The organism is Arachidicoccus terrestris, assembly GCF_020042345.1.
In the GTDB taxonomy this organism is placed as follows: domain Bacteria; phylum Bacteroidota; class Bacteroidia; order Chitinophagales; family Chitinophagaceae; genus Arachidicoccus; species Arachidicoccus terrestris.
Map to the genome: position 1 here is coordinate 3,463,280 of NZ_CP083387.1, position 20,223 is coordinate 3,483,502.

The 20,223-nt window shown below is 42.8% G+C and carries 17 protein-coding genes; 14 read left to right on the top strand and 3 right to left on the bottom strand.

Annotated features, from left to right (window positions below; all coding sequences use genetic code 11):
• Window positions 1-12 precede the first annotated feature (12 nt).
• From K9M52_RS13490 to K9M52_RS13550, 13 genes are all read left to right on the top strand, one after another.
• Window positions 13-612, top strand: coding sequence for an L-threonylcarbamoyladenylate synthase (locus K9M52_RS13490; RefSeq protein WP_224068954.1), 600 nt, complete (start codon window positions 13-15; stop codon window positions 610-612).
• A gap of 224 nt (window positions 613-836) precedes the next feature.
• On the top strand, window positions 837-1,484 hold the full coding sequence (locus tag K9M52_RS13495) for a DUF47 domain-containing protein (RefSeq protein WP_224068955.1): 648 nt from the start codon (window positions 837-839) through the stop codon (window positions 1,482-1,484).
• A gap of 36 nt (window positions 1,485-1,520) precedes the next feature.
• Window positions 1,521-2,564 (top strand): inorganic phosphate transporter, encoded by a 1,044-nt coding sequence (locus K9M52_RS13500; protein ID WP_224068956.1) that lies wholly within the window; start codon window positions 1,521-1,523, stop codon window positions 2,562-2,564.
• A 566-nt stretch (window positions 2,565-3,130) separates the two neighbouring features.
• Complete coding sequence (locus K9M52_RS13505; RefSeq protein WP_224068957.1) at window positions 3,131-4,498, top strand: 3-keto-disaccharide hydrolase; 1,368 nt, start codon at window positions 3,131-3,133, stop codon at window positions 4,496-4,498.
• Window positions 4,499-4,504: 6 nt separating this feature from the next.
• The gene (locus K9M52_RS13510; protein ID WP_224068958.1) at window positions 4,505-5,845 is read left to right on the top strand and encodes a Gfo/Idh/MocA family protein; all 1,341 of its coding nucleotides are present in this window, start codon (window positions 4,505-4,507) and stop codon (window positions 5,843-5,845) included.
• Between the two features lie 31 nt (window positions 5,846-5,876).
• Window positions 5,877-7,214, top strand: a complete 1,338-nt coding sequence (locus K9M52_RS13515; RefSeq protein WP_224068959.1) for a Gfo/Idh/MocA family protein — start codon at window positions 5,877-5,879, stop codon at window positions 7,212-7,214.
• A 240-nt stretch (window positions 7,215-7,454) separates the two neighbouring features.
• Window positions 7,455-8,516, top strand: a complete 1,062-nt coding sequence (gene galE, locus K9M52_RS13520; RefSeq protein WP_224068960.1) for a UDP-glucose 4-epimerase GalE — start codon at window positions 7,455-7,457, stop codon at window positions 8,514-8,516.
• 68 nt (window positions 8,517-8,584) lie between these two features.
• Window positions 8,585-9,553, top strand: a complete 969-nt coding sequence (locus K9M52_RS13525; protein ID WP_224068961.1) for a transketolase family protein — start codon at window positions 8,585-8,587, stop codon at window positions 9,551-9,553.
• A 105-nt stretch (window positions 9,554-9,658) separates the two neighbouring features.
• A complete protein-coding gene (locus K9M52_RS13530; RefSeq protein WP_224068962.1) occupies window positions 9,659-10,207 on the top strand; it encodes an RNA polymerase sigma factor in 549 nt (182 codons plus the stop codon).
• A 43-nt stretch (window positions 10,208-10,250) separates the two neighbouring features.
• On the top strand, window positions 10,251-11,039 hold the full coding sequence (locus tag K9M52_RS13535) for a hypothetical protein (RefSeq protein WP_224068963.1): 789 nt from the start codon (window positions 10,251-10,253) through the stop codon (window positions 11,037-11,039).
• Between the two features lie 72 nt (window positions 11,040-11,111).
• Entirely contained in the window at window positions 11,112-11,528 is a 417-nt protein-coding gene (locus K9M52_RS13540; RefSeq protein ID WP_224068964.1) for a hypothetical protein, read from the top strand.
• Between the two features lie 321 nt (window positions 11,529-11,849).
• Window positions 11,850-13,205 (top strand): Gfo/Idh/MocA family protein, encoded by a 1,356-nt coding sequence (locus K9M52_RS13545; RefSeq protein ID WP_224068965.1) that lies wholly within the window; start codon window positions 11,850-11,852, stop codon window positions 13,203-13,205.
• A gap of 92 nt (window positions 13,206-13,297) precedes the next feature.
• The gene (locus K9M52_RS13550) at window positions 13,298-14,368 is read left to right on the top strand and encodes a phosphotransferase enzyme family protein (protein WP_224068966.1); all 1,071 of its coding nucleotides are present in this window, start codon (window positions 13,298-13,300) and stop codon (window positions 14,366-14,368) included.
• Between the two features lie 120 nt (window positions 14,369-14,488).
• On the opposite strand, the gene K9M52_RS13555 is transcribed toward K9M52_RS13550, so the two are convergent.
• Complete coding sequence (locus K9M52_RS13555) at window positions 14,489-15,232, bottom strand: TrmH family RNA methyltransferase (RefSeq protein WP_224068967.1); 744 nt, start codon at window positions 15,230-15,232, stop codon at window positions 14,489-14,491.
• Between the two features lie 5 nt (window positions 15,233-15,237).
• On the opposite strand from K9M52_RS13555, the gene K9M52_RS13560 reads away from it, so the two are divergent.
• Window positions 15,238-17,676, top strand: coding sequence for a BamA/TamA family outer membrane protein (locus K9M52_RS13560; protein ID WP_224068968.1), 2,439 nt, complete (start codon window positions 15,238-15,240; stop codon window positions 17,674-17,676).
• Between the two features lie 33 nt (window positions 17,677-17,709).
• Here the strand turns inward: K9M52_RS13560 and K9M52_RS13565 are convergent, their stop codons facing one another.
• Window positions 17,710-18,888 carry an AIR synthase related protein gene (locus tag K9M52_RS13565; RefSeq protein ID WP_224068969.1) on the bottom strand — a complete coding sequence of 393 codons (1,179 nt, stop codon included), beginning with the start codon at window positions 18,886-18,888 and terminating at the stop codon, window positions 17,710-17,712.
• A gap of 162 nt (window positions 18,889-19,050) precedes the next feature.
• Window positions 19,051-19,947, bottom strand: a complete 897-nt coding sequence (locus K9M52_RS13570) for a hypothetical protein (protein WP_224068970.1) — start codon at window positions 19,945-19,947, stop codon at window positions 19,051-19,053.
• Window positions 19,948-20,223 lie beyond the last annotated feature (276 nt).

The window sequence follows — 20,223 nt, forward strand, 5'->3', positions numbered from 1 at the left end:
TAATTTAGCATTATGCACAAAGACTTTGAAATAGACCTACACAAATGCCTTTCTTGTTTGGAGACCGACGGTATATTCCTGTATCCAACTGACACCGTATGGGGGTTGGGCGCAGATGCGTCCAATGAAACTGCTGTTCAGCGTATTATGCATCTTAAAAACCGCCCTGCCAACAAGAGCTTTGTCGTATTGGTGGCGGACCAAGTGCAATTGGCACAATATGTAACAGATATTGACCAGAGAATTCAGCCTTATTTGCGGCAGTTTCATAAACCGACCACGGTTATTTACCCCGGCGCACATGGACTGGCGCCAACTGTCATTGCTGCTGATGGCTCTGTTGCTATTAGAATATGCAATGACCCTTTTTGTCAGGAACTATTACGTAGGTCGGGTAAAGCCTTGTTAAGTACTTCTGCGAACTTAAGCGGTCAGGCAGCTCCTGCATTATACGCGGAAATGGACCCTGCTATTATACAGGGTGTTGATTATGTCGTCAGGTATAGACAGGATGATACTGAGCGTTCCGCTCCCTCAACTATTATTAAGTGGCATCCAGATCTGTTGAATACAGCAGACAATAAGAGTCCTATTGAAATCATCAGGAACTAACAGCTGCCTTTCCTTTAGATATAAAATTATATCCATAGATAATAATTATGACCTGTAGGTTAAATAATTATTATCAAATTGTAAATTTATTGATTATATATATTCCTTATAAGCAATTATTTGCAAATAATTTGTTAGCCTATATTAATTTTATATTAACTTACGGTAGATAGGGCACTTAAAACAGCACAGCAGGTTACTTTTGCACAAAATATTTATAAGCTATGGGACTGAACAACTTTGGGAAAATTTTTATGCCAAAGAATAAGATCTTCTATGATCTGTTTGAAAGTGTGGCAGAAACGCTGACCACGATGGGTAAAGAACTCAAACGTATGGTAGATGAGTCCGACAGAGATAAACGAGCAGTTGTTGTTTCCAGACTGGAAGACTTGGAACACAAAAATGATGAAGCCACCCATCAGTTATTTACAGAATTAGGCAGGAACTTCATTACACCTTTCGACAGAGAAGATGTTCACGCCCTGGCCATGTCCTTAGATGATGTTGCAGATTGTATATATGCTTCCGCCAAGAAAATCCACTTTTATAATGTGAATCCGAATGAGTCCAGTATCCAGAAGATGGCTGAGCTTATTGAATTAGGTACCAGAGAGATCCAGGTGGCGGTTAATTGCCTGCGCGATATGAAGCACTTAAGAAAAATGACCGAATCCCTGATTCGTATCAATAGTATTGAGAACCAGGCAGATGATATTTATGATCTGAGTATTGAGAAGCTCTTCCAGGTAGAAGAGGACTTTAAAAGCCTGATTAAGAAGAGGGAAGTGTTTCAGGTAATGGAAAAAGTAGTTGATAAAATGGAAGATGCCGCTAACACGGTAGAGTCCATTATTATTAAATACTCTTAACACCATACCTTATCACACTTAACATAAAAAGCAGCTATGTTCGGATTTTCCGCATTATTAATTGTTGTTATTGTCCTGGCCCTGATATTTGATTATATCAATGGTTTCCATGATGCCGCCAATTCAATTGCTACTATTGTCTCCACAAAGGTGCTGACGCCTTTTCAGGCGGTACTTTGGGCGGCACTTTGGAATTTTGTCGCCTATTTTATTTTTAAAGAACATAAAGTCGCCAATACAGTTGCTAAGACTATCCATCCGGAATATATCACGATGACGATTATTCTGGCCGGAATTGTTGCTGCTATCATCTGGAATCTGATTACCTGGTGGTTTGGTATTCCCTCCAGTTCTTCCCATACATTAATCGGAGGTTTTATCGGTGCTGCTTTGGCAAGGATAGGCCACTTTGATGTAATTGAGATGTACAATCTGGGTAAGACAGTCTTGTTTATCTTTCTGTCACCAATTATTGGGATGTTCCTGGCCTTTGTAATAACAGTAATTATTAATTGGATTGCCAGAAAATCGCACCCGTATAAAGCGGAAAAGTGGTTTAAAAGACTGCAGCTGGTGTCTTCAGCCGCCTTTAGTCTCGGGCATGGGGGTAATGACGCTCAAAAGGTGATGGGGTTGATTACTGTGGCGCTTTTGTTGGATAAGAACGGCGGCGCACCACTGGCGGAAAACGCACCTATTCTGGAAACGATGTTACATAATAACTGGATCCCGCTGGCCTGTTATACTGCAATTGGTCTTGGGACGATGAGCGGTGGCTGGAAGATCGTTAAAACGATGGGGTCAAGAATCACCAAAGTAACGCCTATTGAAGGTGTCGCCGCGGAATCTGCGGCGGCTTCTACTTTGATCCTGACAGAAGCCATGGGAGTGCCGGTTAGTACCACGCATACGGTAACCGGTGCGATCATGGGAGTAGGGGCTACAAAGAGACTTTCCGCGGTACGTTGGGGGGTAACCGTGAACCTGATCTGGGCATGGGTGCTTACGATTCCTGTCAGCGCGTTGATGGCGGCTATAGTCTACTGGCTGTTGAGACATCTGTTTAATCTGCCTGCATAACTTTTACCCAAATCATTGTATTTATAAATAAAGGCAGGATTACGTTTTGATTCTTTTAGATCGATAACGTAATCCTGCCTTTTTTGATTTGTCCTACAGGGAATTAATAGCTTGCTGCCTGGTTTATACGCTATGTCGCTTTCTGATATAGATTTTTTTACTGCCCTTTAAATATTAAACCGATTTTAAACAGATCCTTAATCTAGTTCAAATAATAAACTCATTTACTGTATGAATACTGGTCATTTGGTATTATTTGTATAAAATCTGATAGAATTTGTTGCATTTTAGTAAAAATTTTCTATTACCTTTAGTTTCCTTCCTTCGGATATTGTAAGCTGACTTGTGGAACTGGAAAAGCCCTGAACAAGGGAATTCAGATCGAAGGAATCCAAGCAGAGATAGGGTGTTAAGCGGTGGGTTATGCTTTCACGGTAAGCCGGATCTTGACAGTAGATATAAATGCTGCAAAGAAGCTTAAAGCAATCGGATATAGCCTTTTAAGCAAAGACATGACTTAGAGAATGATTCTTATTTTTTCACTACCATAAAATTTAAAAACGTATATGAAAACGATTTTAGTAGGCTTAGCATTAATGACGGCAGTGGGTTGTAGTGCCGGGGGAAGTAATGACCAGGCTGATGCGCCATGGGAACCCCTGTTTAACGGAAAAGACCTCTCTGGCTGGACACAAAAAGGTGGCAAAGCCGGCTACGAAGTGAAGGATGGCATGGTGGTCGGTAGTACCGTCCATAATACACCCAATTCATTTATGTGTACAGATAAAAATTATGGTGATTTTATTCTGGAGCTGGATTATAAGGTAGATCCGTCGATGAACTCGGGTATACAGATTAGAAGTAATAGTATGCCGGTCTATCAGAATGGTAGAGTACACGGCTATCAGGTCGAGATTGATCCTTCTGACAGAGCCTGGAGTGCAGGCATATATGAAGAAGCACAACGCGGTTGGCTTGTACCTTTAACCGACAATCCTAAGGCAGGACATGCATTCAAACAAAACGATTGGAACCATTACCGCATTGAGGCTATTGGTGATACCATCAAAACATGGATCAATGGTATAGCTGCCGCTAATCTGATTGATGACAAGACCCATGATGGTTTTATTGCTCTGCAGGTACATCAGATAGGAGATAAGGATTCTGCCGGCAAACAGATTATGTGGAAAAATATCCGGATCATCACCAAAGATGTCGCAAAGTACAGCACTCCTTCAACCGCCAAACCCACATATACTAAAAATACGTTGACTGCCGCAGAGCAGAAAGATGGCTGGAAAATGCTTTGGGATGGCAAAACAACTAACGGCTGGCGTGGTGCAAAACTGGATCATTTTCCCGACAAGGGCTGGAGTATTGAAAATGGGGAACTGATTGTCAATGCTGCCGATGGTAAAGAATCTGCAGACGGAGGTGATATAGTGACAGTGGATCAATATGGCGATTTTGAGTTACGTGTTGATTTTAAGCTGACCAAGGGCGCTAACAGTGGTATCAAATACTACGTAGATCCAGCACTGAATAAAGGTGCCGGTTCTGCTATTGGCCTGGAATACCAGATACTGGATGATGAAAATCATCCCGATGCTAAATTGGGGGCACAGCCAGGAAGCAGAACTGTTTGTTCCTTGTATGATATGATTCAGGCAGATCCGAAAAAACCAATTAACCCGATCGGACAGTGGAATACGGCTTATATTGTTTCTAAGAATAACCATGTAGAACATTGGTTGAATGGTGTAAAAGTGCTGGAATACGACAGGGGTAGTAAGGATTTTGAACGTTTGGTTAAAGAAAGCAAATATAAAGTGTGGCCTAATTTCGGGTTAGCTAAAAGGGGACATATCCTGCTGCAGGATCACGGTAATAAAGTGTTCTTCAGAAACGTAAAAATCAAAGCATTAAACTAATTTTCAATGACGACAAGAAGAGATTTTATATCAAAGACATTACTGAGCAGTGCAGGGCTCATGTTGGGTAAAACGGTCATGAGTATGCCGGCCAGCAGCTATAATAGGATTATCGGCGCTAATGACAGGATCAATGTGGCGCTTGCAGGTCTGGGCAGAAGGGTAGGTGCTTATTACGATCCAATGGGCAGAAAAGAAGCGAACGCACAGGTGCTCTATCTGTGTGATGTGATGCAAAGCCAGCGCGAAAAATGCCTGAAAGCAATTTCTAAACATATTACCAATAAGCCGGTCTTGGAAAATGATATCAGAAAAGTACTGGAAGACAAGAATGTAGATGTATTGGTCAATGCAACACCGGATCACTGGCATACGCCTGGATCTATTATGGCTATGCATGCCGGCAAAAATGTATATGTAGAAAAGCCTTGCAGTCATGATATGCAGGAAAATGAATGGTTGGTAGCCACCGCAAAAAAACTGAATAAGGTGGTCCAGATGGGAAATCAGCAACGTTCTTCGGCACATACCATTGAGATTATTAACGAGATCCATAAGGGTATTATTGGTACGGCTTATAAAGCAGTTGCCTTTTATTCCAATTCCAGGGGGGAGGTACCTAAACAGACCAAAGCGCCTGTACCGGATGGATTGGATTGGGAGCTCTGGCAGGGGCCGGCTATCAGAAGAGATTATACAGACAATACATGGGACTATAACTGGCACTGGTATGGCTGGAATTATGGTACAGCTGAGGCAGGAAATAACGCTACACACGAACTGGATATAGCCAGGTGGGCGCTGGGTGTGGATTACCCTGAGTACGCAGAAGTCGAAGGTGCTAAGCGACATTTCCTAAACGATGGATGGGAGATGTATGATACTATTTTGTCTACCTTTAAATTTCCTGAAAACAAGATCATCCAGTGGGATGGCAAGAGCCGTAACGGTTATAGCACCTATGGTTCGGACAGAGGAACGATTATTTTCGGGAGTGAAGGGACGGTCTATGTTGACAGAAATAAATACCGCTTGATGGACAGAACGGGTAAGCTGGTTAAAAAATTTGACAGTAGTAGCCATGAAGCAGGGAATGCCCTGGGTGGTGGTGGCGATACTACTACAGATCACATGATTAATTTTTTAAACACCATTAGAGGTAAAGAAAAATTACATGCGCCTATCGCGGATGCCAGTATTTCTATGGCTATGGTACATTACACCAATATGGCGTACCGCAGCGGCAAAGGCTTTACAGTTAATCCCAAAAATGGCCAAGTGCAGGATGCCGAAGTCCAGAAACTTTGGGGGCGACAATATGCCTCTGGTTGGCAGCCTAAAATCTGATAACTTATTGCATAAAAATGAATATATTAAAATGAAAGATAGCAGTAGACGGTCCTTTATTAAAAACGGATCCATTATTGCGGCCGGTGCCGGAGTGGCGTCTTTATTGCCACTGGATTTGCTGGCTGCAGCGAGAAAGAAGATAGCCCCTTCGGACAAGATCCGTGTGGCGGCAATCGGCGTAAATGGCATGGGCTTTTCTGATTTAAAATCGATTCTTAAGAATCCGGAGGTTACAGTAGCTTCTATCGTGGATGTAGATGAGAGGGTATCAGCCAAGAGGTCCGCGGAATTGGCAAAACAGGGTTTTAAAGTCAATACCTTAATAGATTACCGGAAGGTATTAGACGATAAAAATATTGATGCCGTTATTATCGGTACGCCGGACCACTGGCATGCCAAGATGATGGTAGATGCCTGTAACGCCGGGAAAGATGTTTACTGTGAGAAACCGACCGGACACTCGATCGAAGAGTGCCGTGTGATGGTGGAGGCACAGAAAAAATATGGCAACGCCGTTCAGGTAGGGCAGTGGCAACGAAGTCAGAAGCATTTTAAAGACGCCGTTGATTTTGTGCAATCAGGGAAGCTGGGTAAAGTAAGGTTGGTAAAAACCTGGGCTTATATTGGCTGGAAGGATTCCATTCCTGTAGAACCAGACAGCCCTGTCCCACCAGGCGTACATTATGACCAATGGTTGGGTCCCGCTCCTAAAAGACCGTTTAATATCAATCGATTCCACTTTAGTTTTCGGTGGTTCTATGATTATGCCGGCGGGCTGATGACTGATTGGGGCGTGCATATGATTGATTATGCGATGCTCGGCATGAAGGCCAGCCACCGTTTTCCCAAGTCAGTAGCTGCTATTGGCGGCAAGACAGGTTATCCGGATGATGCTCAGCAATGGCCGGACACGATGAGTGCGGTTTATGACTTTGGTGATTTTAATATGGTTTGGGAACAAGCCATGGGCATTGGCGGAGGTCCTTATGGTAGAGGACATGGCGTCGCATTTATCGGCAACAACGGAACTTTAGTGCTTGACAGAGGCGGTTGGGAAGTGATTCCGGAAAAGAAAAGCTCTGGCTATTTGATGGAAGCGGTTCCGAAACAAAAATCTGTGGATAATGGTCTGGACCTGCACACGAAAAATTTTGTGGAGGTCATTAAATCAAGAAAGCTCTCGGATTTAAAAACACCCATTGAGGATGGGTGTCAGGTCGCGATGAATTGCTGTATGGGCAATATAGCCCAAAGGGTCCAAAAAACGATCCATTGGGACAGTCAGGCACTGCAGTTCACGGACAAACAGAGCAATCAGTACCTGAAATCTGAATATCACAATTCAATTGCCTTTCCTAAAGTATAGGAACGTTATTAAACCTAGAGCAATCTCAAATAGTAAGGTAAACGTCGTAAGCGCATCGGTGGTCAATAGGTCTGCCGGTATTCTTGCGACGTTTTTATAGGCTTAATACCGCGGAATATAAATGCTTTTTAAGCTTTCGGGTCTTTTTAACTAAATCGATTGCGGAGATTCGGATGGTTAGCGAACAGTTAATTGCAAAAACTGGGCTATTTTTACACCTCAATAATAAAACCCTGGTTTATGGCAAAAAAGAAAATCCTGGTAACAGGAGGATGTGGATATATCGGTGCACACACCGTCGTCGATCTTATGGAAAATGGTTTTGAAGTGGTCTCTATAGATGATCACTCTAAATCTACTACCTTACTTCTGGATGGCATTGAACGAATTACAGGCAAAAAACTGAAAAATTATAAAGTAGATCTGAAAAACTGGCAGGATACACGTGCTGTTTTTCAGGAGAATGCAGATATTGAAGGCGTGATCCATTTCGCTGCTTATAAAGCAGTAGGGGAATCCGTAGGGCAGCCTCTTGAATATTATGAGAACAATCTGGAATCCCTTATCAATGTACTTAAATGTGTTGCAGAGTTTAATATCGGGCAGTTTGTGTTCTCTTCTTCATGCACAGTATATGGAAGCCCGGATAAAATGCCGGTAACAGAAGATTCGCCTATTAAGGATGCTGAATCCCCTTATGGTGCTACTAAACAGATGGGAGAGCGGATTATTCAGGATTTTGCCAAGGTACACGATACAAAAACGATCCTGCTACGTTATTTTAATCCTGTAGGGGCTCACCCGTCAATTGAGATTGGAGAAATTCCATTGGGCAAACCTCAGAATCTGGTTCCGGCTATTACACAGACTGCTATTGGTAAGCTTCCGCAAATGACCGTATTTGGAGCAGATTATGATACGCGTGACGGAAGTTGTCTGCGTGATTTTATTCATGTATCGGATATTGCCCATGCCCATACGCTGGCTTTGAATTATCTGCTGGAAGACAGAAACCAGTCCAGTTGTGACGTGTTTAACCTGGGCACAGGAAATGGGGTAACCGTACTGGAAGCTATTAAGGCCTTTGAAAAAGTTAGCGGCGAGAAACTCAATTATGTGATAGGTCCGAACCGGCCCGGCGATATTGTGGCGATCTATGCGAACAACCAACATGCCGTCGATAGCCTTAAATGGGATATCCGCTATGACTTAGATGAAATGATGCATACCGCCTGGGCTTGGGAAAAGAAAATGGCTGTTGACGGCAGGTATTCCAATCAGGAGAAATCTGTCTTAAATTAAAAAAAATTCAATGTATTTGTTTATCTTGCAGCTTATCTCATTGTAAACAAAATTATTAAAAACGTATTATGCATTTAGAAGATATTAAGCTTCAAAACGAAAAGGAAACCCGTGCGGGCTTTGGAGACGGCATCTATGAGATTGCTAAGGAAAATAAGGATGTTGTTGTCTTGACTGCTGATCTGGCCGGATCCTTCAAATTAGGCCCGTTTATCAAAGACTTTTCTGATCGCTACTATGAAATGGGGATTGCAGAGGCCAATATGATGGGCACTGCAGCCGGTCTGACTATTGGGGGTAAAATACCGTATACGACTACCTTCGCTAATTTTAGTACGGGACGTGTCTATGATCAGATTCGTCAGAGCATTGCCTATAGTGGCAAGAATGTTAAGATCTGTGCAAGCCATGCCGGTCTTACTTTAGGTGAAGACGGTGCGACCCACCAGATCCTGGAAGATATTGGTATGATGAAAATGCTGCCGGGGATGACTGTCATCAATCCTTGTGATTATAACCAAACAAAGGCTGCTACTAAAGCCATTGCCAGCCATAACGGCCCGGTATATCTGCGCTTTCACCGTCCTAAATGGGCTAATTTTACGACAGAAAACGGTAGTGACTTTGTTATTGGTAAAGCACAGTTAATGGCAGAAGGTACTGATGTATCGATTTTTGCCTGTGGGCATCTGGTATGGTATGCGATCGAAGCTGCACGAGCCTTGAAAGAAAAAGGGATCAGTGCAGAAGTAATTAATTTACATACGATTAAGCCTCTGGATGAAGAGGCGGTGGTTCGTTCGATCCGTAAAACGGGGTGTGCCGTTACTTGTGAAGAACATAATATTTGGGGTGGACTCGGAGAGTCCGTTGCTCATGTAGCCGGACAGTACAATCCTGTTCCTATTGAATTTATCGGAACAAAGGACACATTTGGTGAGAGTGGCAAGCCTGTTGACCTATTAGACAAATATGGATTGACGCCTAGATTTATTGTAGCGGCTGCTGAAAAGGTAGTTGAACGCAAAAAAGGCTAGGGCGACCATTTAAGGAATAAAATCAGGAACCTGCTTGGATTAAAGCAGGTTTTCCTATTTTTACCGGAATTTTGTTATTAGTAGGACTTATAGTAGTAATAATCTATGATTTTAGACGACGGTGAGCTTTTAAGGCTTTTCAGGCAGGAAACAACCCGGGAAAGTGCTTTTACTGATATAATTAAAAAATATCAGGAAAAACTTTATTGGCATATCCGCCGCATGGTGGTTAGCCATGATGACGCCAATGATGTTTTGCAAAATGTTTTTATCAAGGTCTGGAAGGCCCTGGATGGATTCAGGGAGGATAGCCAGCTCTATACTTGGTTGTACCGGATTGCCACAAACGAATCCCTTACTTTTTTGGAACAACAGAAAAGGAAGGGGTCGGTGAGTTTTGATGATGTCGAGAGCGGCCTTTCCAATAAGATCAAAGCCGATGATGGTTTTGATGCCAAAAAACTGGAATGGAAATTGCAGTTGGCCATCCAACAACTCCCAGAAAAGCAAAGACTTGTGTTCAATTTACGGTATTATGATGAAATGCCCTATGAGCAAATGAGCCGGGTACTGGATACCAGCGAAGGTGCGCTAAAGGCCAGCTATCACCATGCGGCAAAAAAAATAGAGGAATTTATCAGAAATAGCGATTAAACGAAAGTCTATTTGGGTTGTCGAATGATAAGTTAATACTAAAATGGAAAAGAATTTGAGATATACAGGCTCCGGCGGTACTCCGATTTTGGATACCGTCAACAAAATGGAACGGCTCTACAAGGTGCCGCTGTCCTATTTTGAAGGGCTTGCTGATGAGATTATGGCTAAGATCAGGCTAGGGGCGTTTTCGGGAAATATGGGTTACAGGATTCCGGAAGGATACTTTTCAGGCCTGGCAGGCCAGATCATTGACCGGATTCACTCAGAAAGAGAAATGACCTCCGGTCTCCAAAGTGATTTTCGTGATCCATCGGTTTATCAGGAGTTAAAAGATATAGCACCTTTGTTACTGCAGATTGGCAATCAAAATGTTTATGAAGTTCCCAAGGGATATTTTCAGGGGCTCTCGGCTGCTGACATGGTCCAGGCTGAAGTTGATCGTGAATTATCCACTATCCGCAACAGTGATGATGGCAAGGTAATTCCCCTGACTCCCAGAAAAAAGATGTGGCGCACGGCGGTAGCCGCGGCTGCTATTGTCGTCGTGATATTCAGTGGACAACATTACTTTACCAACCACCACGACTCTAGTGTGCCTCCTCCTTCCGGCAATCAGTTCGCTTCTAAGCTCAATACGGGTAATGATAGTTTTCGGTCGGGCATTTCTGAACTCTCCGATGAAGAGATTATGGGGTATCTGAGTACGCCTGATCCTTCCCTGAGAGATTCCATGAGTGAAAAAGCAGCCGAAGAAACGCAAAAAGCGATCAGCAGCATGACCAATGAGGAATTGGAAAACTATTTAGAAAGGACGCCAGCTACTTATTAAGGTAATTTATAATATGTTACTATTTATATCTTAAAATTATTGATTATTTGGGGTATAAAAATTGGTTGAGGAATGAAAAAAATTATATTTTTTTTAGGGATTTTGTTTTTTCATAGTTATATTTGCCTTGCACAGACTAACGGATCCCGAAACGGCGACAAGGTTGAGAAGGTGAAAGTCTCATTTTTCACCCGTCAGCTTAATTTAACTGCATCAGAATCTAAAGAGTTTTGGCCTGTTTATAACAGTTATTTCTTGAAATTAAAGAAAGCCTGGCATTCAAATATCGGTAATCGAACCGCTTTTGATGAAAAGGCATCGGCATTGAAAGATCAGTATAGAGATGATTTTGTCAAAATACTACATTCTCATGAAAGAGCTGAGGATGTATTTAAGGCAGAAAAAGCTTATCGGAAGATGTTGAAAGAAGAATTAAAAAATAGAAAACAGGCGCCACGCGGAAGCTCGGGGTCTAAAGGCCGTAAATAATATAAAACAAGTTTCAAAGGCATTATAACGGAAGGTGGTAATACAACTGCATATCGAAGACGATAATAAGTTATAGCAGCTGAATAGTGTCAATAATATAATTAAAAGTGCCGGCTCTTAGGCCACAAAAGTGCACTTTTCAACTTTTAGGTGTTTTTCATAGGTTAGCAACAGCCGCTCGTTTCTACGTATGGCTGTTTTTTTTTGCCCCTGCAAGAGCAAAATGACAAACCCAAACTTGGGCAAACGATTGTGTGTTCATTTGTTGTAAAAATTACGCATCTTTAGCTTTCACTTTATTTACCGAGCAAAAATTAAAGCATGAATACTACCAGAAGAAACTTTGTTAAGGCAGTCGCTGTTACAACGGCTGGAGCTGCTGTATTACCGGGACACTTATTTGCCCGCCCCAAAAAAGCCAATGAGAAAGTAAGACTGGCCTTTATCGGTGTCGGCCTTAGGGGAGAGAGCCATGTGGCACTTGCCTGCAACAGGGACGATGTTGAAATCGTTGCTTTGTCTGATATTAATGCTCAGATGATGGACAGAGCTAAAAGTATTATCCAGAAAGCAGGCAGACCAATGCCGCAGATTATATTAGGAGATAAGACTGCATACAAAAAAGTCTTTGAAATTAAAGACCTTGACGCTGTTATCATCGCTACGCCCTGGGAATGGCATTGTCCAATGATCCTGGACGCTATCGCAGCAGGCGTCAAATATGTAGGTACTGAAGTGATGCTGGGAATTACGCTGGAAGATCACTGGAAAGTGGTTCGGGCAGCTGAAGCTTCTGGTGCGCATGTCATGATGTTAGAAAATGTTTGTTACCGCCGGGATGTCATGGCGGTCATGAATATGGTCCGTCAGAATGTTTTCGGTGAATTAGTGCACTTGCAAGGGGGCTATCAGCATAATCTGCGCTCAGTGCTGTTTACCAAGGACAAGAGTGGCGATTATATTTTCGGAGAAAAGGCTTTTTCTGAAGCACAATGGAGGACGGCACATTCTGTTCACCGCAATGGAGACTTGTATCCTACACATGGTATCGGACCCTGTGCAATGATGATCGATATTAACAGAGGAAACCGTTTCATATCCCTTTCCAGTTTTGATTCGAAGGCACGGGGATTGCATAAATATACGGTAGACAAGAACGGTGAAAAAGGGACGGGGACCAAAGTGCGTTTCAAATGCGGAGATATGATCACGACCAATATTAAATGTGCAAACGGAGAGACGATCCTGTTGCAGCATGATACCTTTGTCGCACGCCCTTATTCTCTTGGATTCAGGGTACAGGGCACTGAAGGTCTGTGGATGGATGTCAGCAACACGATCTATGTGAACGGGGTGTCTCCAAATTATGACACCTGGGATAAAGCAGATGAGTGGCTGAAAAAATATGACCATCCACTATGGCAAAAATATGGTGAAGACTCTAAAGGGGCCGGGCATGGCGGTATGGATTTTTTCGTTATTCATGCGTTTGTAGAATCGATCAAAAGAGGCACTGCTACACCCATGGATGTCTATGACGCAGCGGCCTGGAGTGCAATTACGCCGCTTAGTGAAAGATCTATTGAATTGGGGAATGCTACAGTAGAGTTTCCGGATTTTACCAGTGGCAACTGGATGTTGCGCAAACAGGATTTTGCTTTAGACAATAGTTATTAATGCCCTGATATATATAATTATTTTAATATTCACCCGGTAGGCTCTTGAAATACAGCTTACCGGGCATTCAAAATTCATGAATTTAAAACCCAATGATAGAATCATCGGTTAAAGAGGCATTTAACTTTCCAGAGCCATTAGAAATGGAAAAGTTGTCTACAGGACTTATCAATCATACCTATAAAACGACTTTTCCCGATGGCCAGGTATTTTTACTACAGAGCATTAACACGAACGTTTTTAACGATCCGGATCGACTACAGCAAAACTATGTGAAGATACAGCAACATTTTCTGGAAGAAGATAGCTATAAACTACCGGGCATTTTAAGGACCCGGGATGGAGGGCTGCTGTATAAAGGAAAGAATCATGTCTGGAGATGTTTTGAATATATAAAGAACACCTATAGCCCGATGGTTTCCTCCACACCAGAGGAAGCTTGGCTGGTTGCTTCTTGTTTTGGCAATTTTTCTGCAAAATTGTCTAATCTGGATCCTTTAAAGATTCGGACCGTTTTACCTGGATTTCATGACCTGGCACTTCGTTTCAGTCAGTTTACGACGGCATTGAAAGGTGCTCCACAGAGCCGAAAGGATGCCGCAGATCGTTTAATAGGACAAGCGCTGAAGCATGAATATTTAGTCGATTTTTATATAAAAGTACAGGCCAGCCCCAAAAAATTTCCGTTGCATATCCTGCATCATGATTGTAAAATTGCTAATATCCTCTTTAGAAGCGAGGATAATAAGATTTACAGTCCGATCGATCTGGATACTACACAACCAGGGTTATTCTTCTCGGATATCGGAGATATGGTCCGTTCTATGGTGCCTAATTTTCCTGAAAATCATGCGCAGGCAAATGAACTGGTCATCAGAGGAGACTTCTATGAGGCGATCAGGGCAGGATATCTGGAGTCCATGCATGCTTACCTGAGCACAGAGGAAATGGAGCAGATAGATATGACTGGAAAAGTGATTGTCTACATGCAGGCACTGCGGTTTTTGACGGATTATCTGAATCAAGATATCTACTATCAGATTAGTTACCCCGAACAAAATCTCGACAGGGCTGCTAATCAGTTTCAATTATTGCAATTACTTATTCAGTATGTAGAGGGGCACAGCCGGTCCAAACGACATGTTTATACGCCGAACAGCTGATAAGAGTTGTCTTGTAAAATAAGCGATTAAGTTTTTTTGTTTAATGAGAGCGAAGGTCCGTTCCTGCTGTTAAGAATATTAATAAAAGGGGGCGGGCCTTTTTGTCGGGAAAATTAACGATTATACAGTGGCCGGTATTTTTAGGTGACCCAAAAGGACTGCAGCAGCAATAGCGGCATTGAGGGATTCTGCCTGGCCGAATGCGGGAATCTTAATGGCCTGGGTAATGTGTGGCAGTATTTCTTCGCGAATACCCGTAGACTCATTGCCGATAAGCAGCACCCCCTCTTTAAAAGGGATAGGAAGTGGAAAGCTGCCCAGCGGGGTGCCATCCAATAATGCACCATAGACAGTGGTCTGACTGCGAGAAAGGTAGGTTTTCAGGTTTGTAAAGTATACGGGGAGTCTGAACAAGCTTCCCATGGTCGCCTGAACGACTTTTGGATTGAAGATGTCGGCAGAGTCTTCAGAGGCTACAATGGCATCAACGCCAAACCAGTCGGCGATTCTGATCAGCGTGCCCATATTACCAGGATCGCGGATGCCATCTAACGCAAGTATCAGTTTGTCATTGGTTACCGGCAGCTTCTGAGGCGTTGGCATAGCGGCCATCGCCAGAATCTCATGAGCTGTTTTCAGGTGACTGGCTCTTTCCAGCTCTTCTGGAGTGATTAGTTCAACAGGGGCACTGGGGTATTTTTGAATCCAGTCTTCCTTGCTGGTCCAGATCTTCAATGGCCTGAACTTACTTTGCAAAAGTTCTGCTACCATCTTCGGGCCTTCTACGATAAATACCTTTTCTTTGTCCCTGGTTTTTTTGTGGTATAAACTTTGAATATATTTGAGTTCATTTTTACTGATCATTATTTATGCATATTAAGCCCTCATCCCGTTACATGCTGGCTGTCCAACTCTGGGTAGCAGGGTTGATTATGGGGATGAGCGCCTGTGTGACGGTTAAAAATCCACCCGTTGGTCAGCCATTTGTCTACGACTCAAAAATAGAATTAAAAAGCGATAATCTTTCCAAAGAAGAGGCCAAACTCCTTAAGACAAACCTTGCTGAGTTTTGGGTAGACAGCCTCAGACCTCCTAAAGTACAGCGTTACTTTGTGGCGTACAGGATTGTTTCTCCACCGGTATTTGATACCGCCGGCATTGAAAAGTCTATTCAATTTATGGATAGCTATATGAATTCGGCCGGATATTATCAAGCGACCTTTAAAGATAGCGTCCGGGTCGATAGTACTTCTGCTCCGGGGCAGAAGAGAGTTACCGTGACAATGTATGTCGATCCCAATAAAGCAATGATCATTGATTCTCTGGGCTATGGACTGGCAGATACTGCCCTTCAACGAATTGCAATGGATAGGAGGGAGGCTTCTGCTATTGTCCCGCATAAGACAAAATTTACAAAAGAAAATATAGCTACAGAACTGGACCGCTTGGTCAAGAACTACCGCAATCTCGGATATTACAGAATTTCCAGGAATAACCTGATTGCCGAGACCGATACCACAGATGCGGCGCTCTTAAAACTAACGCTGGATCCGTTTGAACAAGCCATTAAAATGGCGCAGGCTGCGGCGAGAACCCGGGAAAACCCCTCTGCCGTCGTGATCGTCAAAGAAAGACCGCCCGAAGACACGACGCTTGTTAGTTCAAGGGCAAGGGATTTTGTGCGCTATAGGGTTGGACATATCAATTTTTTCCCTGAAACGGCCTCCACTGAGATTCCGGATTCTATTTTAAGGAATCTGCATGCATTTTCCGATGTTTTCGAGACCAGAAGGCGACATGTTTCCATTTATAATAAGGAAGGTAAGTTTATTCCAAAACCGATGCTTAGTCATTTATATATGCGGGAGGGGGATTACTACAGTGACACCAGCTTTTATAAGACTATTAATAATCTGAGCGCCATTGGCGCCTGGCAACAAGTGGATTATCGGAATTTTTTGCATGGAGATTCGGTGGACATGAACTTTTTTCTGGTGCCTGCCGTTAAACAAAATGTTACGGTGGATCTGGAAGGTAGCTGGAATACGGGAGATTTTGTATCTTCTTCCAATATGTTTGGATTAGCCCTTAACCTGACTCATCGCAATAGAAACGTCTGGAAAAGGGCGATTCAGTCATTGACTAATCTGAGGACCGGAGTAGAGCTGAATCTCGGCCAGTCCAACAGTTATTCCAACAGGTTATTGCAGACGCTGCAGATCGCGGGGTCACATTCTTACTCCTTTCCGCGCTTTATCGCTCCATTTCGCTTACGAAGCCGTAATCTGGATGCCATTCGCACCGTAGTCTCGGTCAATGGCAGTTATACCGACCGTAAGGATTATTTTCAATTCCGGTCCTTTGTGACCAACTGGGGGTACGAATGGAAAAAGGGTAATGCTTCGTGGCAATATAGGCCTATTAATTTTGAGCTATACTCACTGGATGTAAAAGAAGGGTTAGTGCAGGCTATGGAATACAATCCTTATCTTAAGAACGCCTTTAATACAGGTACAGTGCTCAGCCAACAGCTTAACTATAATGTCAGTTATCCTAATACACGCTTTCCGGGAAATAACTATTTTAGAGTCGGTGTAGAGGAATCGGGAACATTATTTGGATTAATCCCCGCGTTACGGGATCAGATTTACCGGTATTTTCGGGTTGAAGGGGAGTATATCAAACATTTTGATTTTGCTAAAACCCAATTAGCGCTCCGGGGTTTTGCAGGCGTAGGAGTTAATTATAGAGGGAAAGAAGACAAATTTGGAGGTGGCCTACCTTTTTATAAGCAATTTATTGCCGGTGGTCCTAATAGTATGCGTGCATGGGGACTAAGGCAACTTGGGCTTGGCTCCAATCTACAAAGTGACACGTCCAGTACATTCAGGGACCGTTATGGAGATATGCAACTAGAAGTAAATCTGGAATACAGATATCCTATATTTTCCATTGGTGGGGTTAAATTCAATGGGGCTGTCTTTACTGATATAGGTAATATTTGGAATGTACGCAAAGATGAAAGCTTGCCTGATGCAGAATTCAGTATTGGCCGGTTGGGCAAGGATCTGGCCATTGCTTTAGGAACCGGTATACGGATGGATTTTAATTTTGTTGTGATCCGGGTTGATTTCGGTCTAAAACTCAAGGACCCGGCGAGGCTAAAAAATAACGGTTGGATGAGCATCCGTCATTTTACCTGGCGTAATAAAGAGTTTGAAGACGTTACGGCAGATAACCCTATTACGCATAAGCCATTGGTTCGCAATAATTACGGCATACAGCTGGGGATCGGCCTACCTTTCTAATAATCTAATGACGAGAGTACCTGATTAATAGTTTTAATACTTATACGTTATCCAGCCGGATGGCGCTTTCAGATGCAGGCTTTTTGTGTCGGCAGCCTCGGTATGGCCCACAATTTTAGCTTCAATCCCCAGACTGGCAGCAATCTCTATCATAGACGCTGCAGCGGCCTTGCCGGTAAAAATCTCCAGACGATGGCCCATATTAAAAACCTGATACATTTCTGTGTCATCTGCGCCAGAGTTCTGACGAATTAATTCAAATATAGGAGGAACATCGAATAAGTTATCTTTCACGATCTTCAGATTGCAAGGGAGATATTTCATGCATTTTGTCTGTCCGCCACCGCTACAATGAATGGCACCGCTGATGTCTCCAAAATGTTTTTCCAGAAGAAGTTTCATAAGGGGGGCATAGGTTCTGGTAGGGGATAGAAGGAGTTTGCCTGCTGGAATTTCACCAAAGCCTTCGATTTTGATCAGATCCGTGACTTGTTGGTTGCCAATATAAACGACTTCACTTGGAAGCGTGGGTTCGAAGGTCTCTGGGTATTTTTCCGCATAATACTTACCCAGCACATCATGACGGGCGCTTGTAAGCCCGTTACTACCCAGGCCGCTATTGTATTGATCCTCATAAACAGCTTGCCCAGAGGAACCAAATCCCACTATAACCTGACCAGCTGAGATTTTTTCATTACTGATCACCCTGGATTTAGGTAATCGGGCGCTCATTGTTCCATTTACAGCGATCGTTCTGGCTACATCTCCTACATCAGCGGTCTCGCCGCCTAGATAATGGATATTAACTCCATATTCCTTTAATTGGTCAAAGAAATCCTGATTACCTTTGATAATATGTTGCAGCACCTCACCAGGGATAAGCGTCTTATTCCGGTCAATTGTGGAGGAAAATAAAATGTTATCATAGATTCCCACACAAAGCAAATCATCCAGATTCATGGCCACAGCATCTCTCGAAATACCTTCCCAAACGCTCAGATCTCCTGTTTCTTTCCAATATAGATAAGCCAGGATACTTTTGGTACCTGCTCCATCGGCATGCATAATATTGATATAACGCTCATCACCGCCTAAATAATCGGGATACATTTTGCAAAAAGCATAGGGAAACAGGCCTTGATCTAAATTTTGAATGGCCTGATGTACTTCTTCTTTCTGGGCAGATACGCCACGTTGGGTATAAAGACTCATAGGCTGCAAAAGTAATCGTATTCTTTAGCATTGAGAACTTTCAGAGGGCACTTTTTGGAAGATTATTCAAAACACAGACCATACTTGTTCAAAAAGAAAGGGGATCAGCCAAATTGCTGAACCCCCCATTGAAAGCAAACTCATTTAATGTTAACGCTTTAATTAAGTCAAAGACTCATTCTTTGTAATAACGGCTACAACAGGTGTGTTATCTGCCTGTAATGTGGCGTCTGCCTGATTTATAACAGCCACTGACGTTGTTGTAGAATCTGTTGTTGGAACAGAGTCTTTAGCTGGTTTATCTGTTGTGTCCCTTTTAGGAAGGGTAGTGGTGTCCTGAAAAAACTGGTTGTTCTGATAGGCTACCATAGCTACGTTTGAGGAACTAGTATCCTTTGCAGGCTGGTCCGTCGTATCCTTTTTAGGGTCAGAAGTGGTGTCCTGGAAAAACAGAGTCTGCTGAGGGGCCACCAATGCTAATGCCAGTGCAGAAGAGCTGGTGTCCTTTGTAGGTTGGTCTGTCGTATCCTTTTTAGGGTCCGTAGTAGTATCCTGATAAAACAGGGTCTGCTGAGGGGCTACCAATGCTAATGCCAGTGCAGAAGAGCTGGTGTCCTTTGTAGGCTGATCCGTCGTATCCTTTTTAGGGTCCGTAGTAGTATCCTGATAAAACAGGGTCTGCTGAGGGGCTACCAATGCTAATGCCAGTGCAGAAGAGCTGGTGTCCTTTGTAGGTTGATCTGTTGTATCTTTTTTGGGATCCGTAGTAGTATCCTGATAAAAGGCAGGAGCGGATTGAAAGCTTACCATAGCCAGACTTGATTTAGTAGTATCTTCTGGTATAGTGGTAGTATCTTTTTTAGGATCGGTTGTATCAGATAACATGGCCATTGCTGTACCCTGCATGCTGTCTGTAGGAGGAACAGAGACCGTGTCCCTTGGAACTGTAATTGTATCCTGAGATGGTAATGTATCTTTTCCTGGTATTGTGTCCTGTCCGAAGCTAACGGTAGCGATCAGCATCGCAGCTGCCGCCATACTAAGATGATTGAATTTCATAACTAAGTGTTTTTTTATAGGTTAATAATCCAACTGGGTAGTTCAGATATTATGCCGAACTGGAAAGTATATTGTTAAAAATATGATAATGATGGAAAATGTTGGAAATCAATTATAATATGTCAAACATTATAAAAATATTCTACAATAGAAGTTAATTGCAATTGAATACTAAATTTTGATAATGTATTGTTAATTAAATGGAATAAAAGACCTTTTTATCCTATTGTTTGAGCCCCTCAAACTTTACCAAATTAATACATTCATTCTATCAAA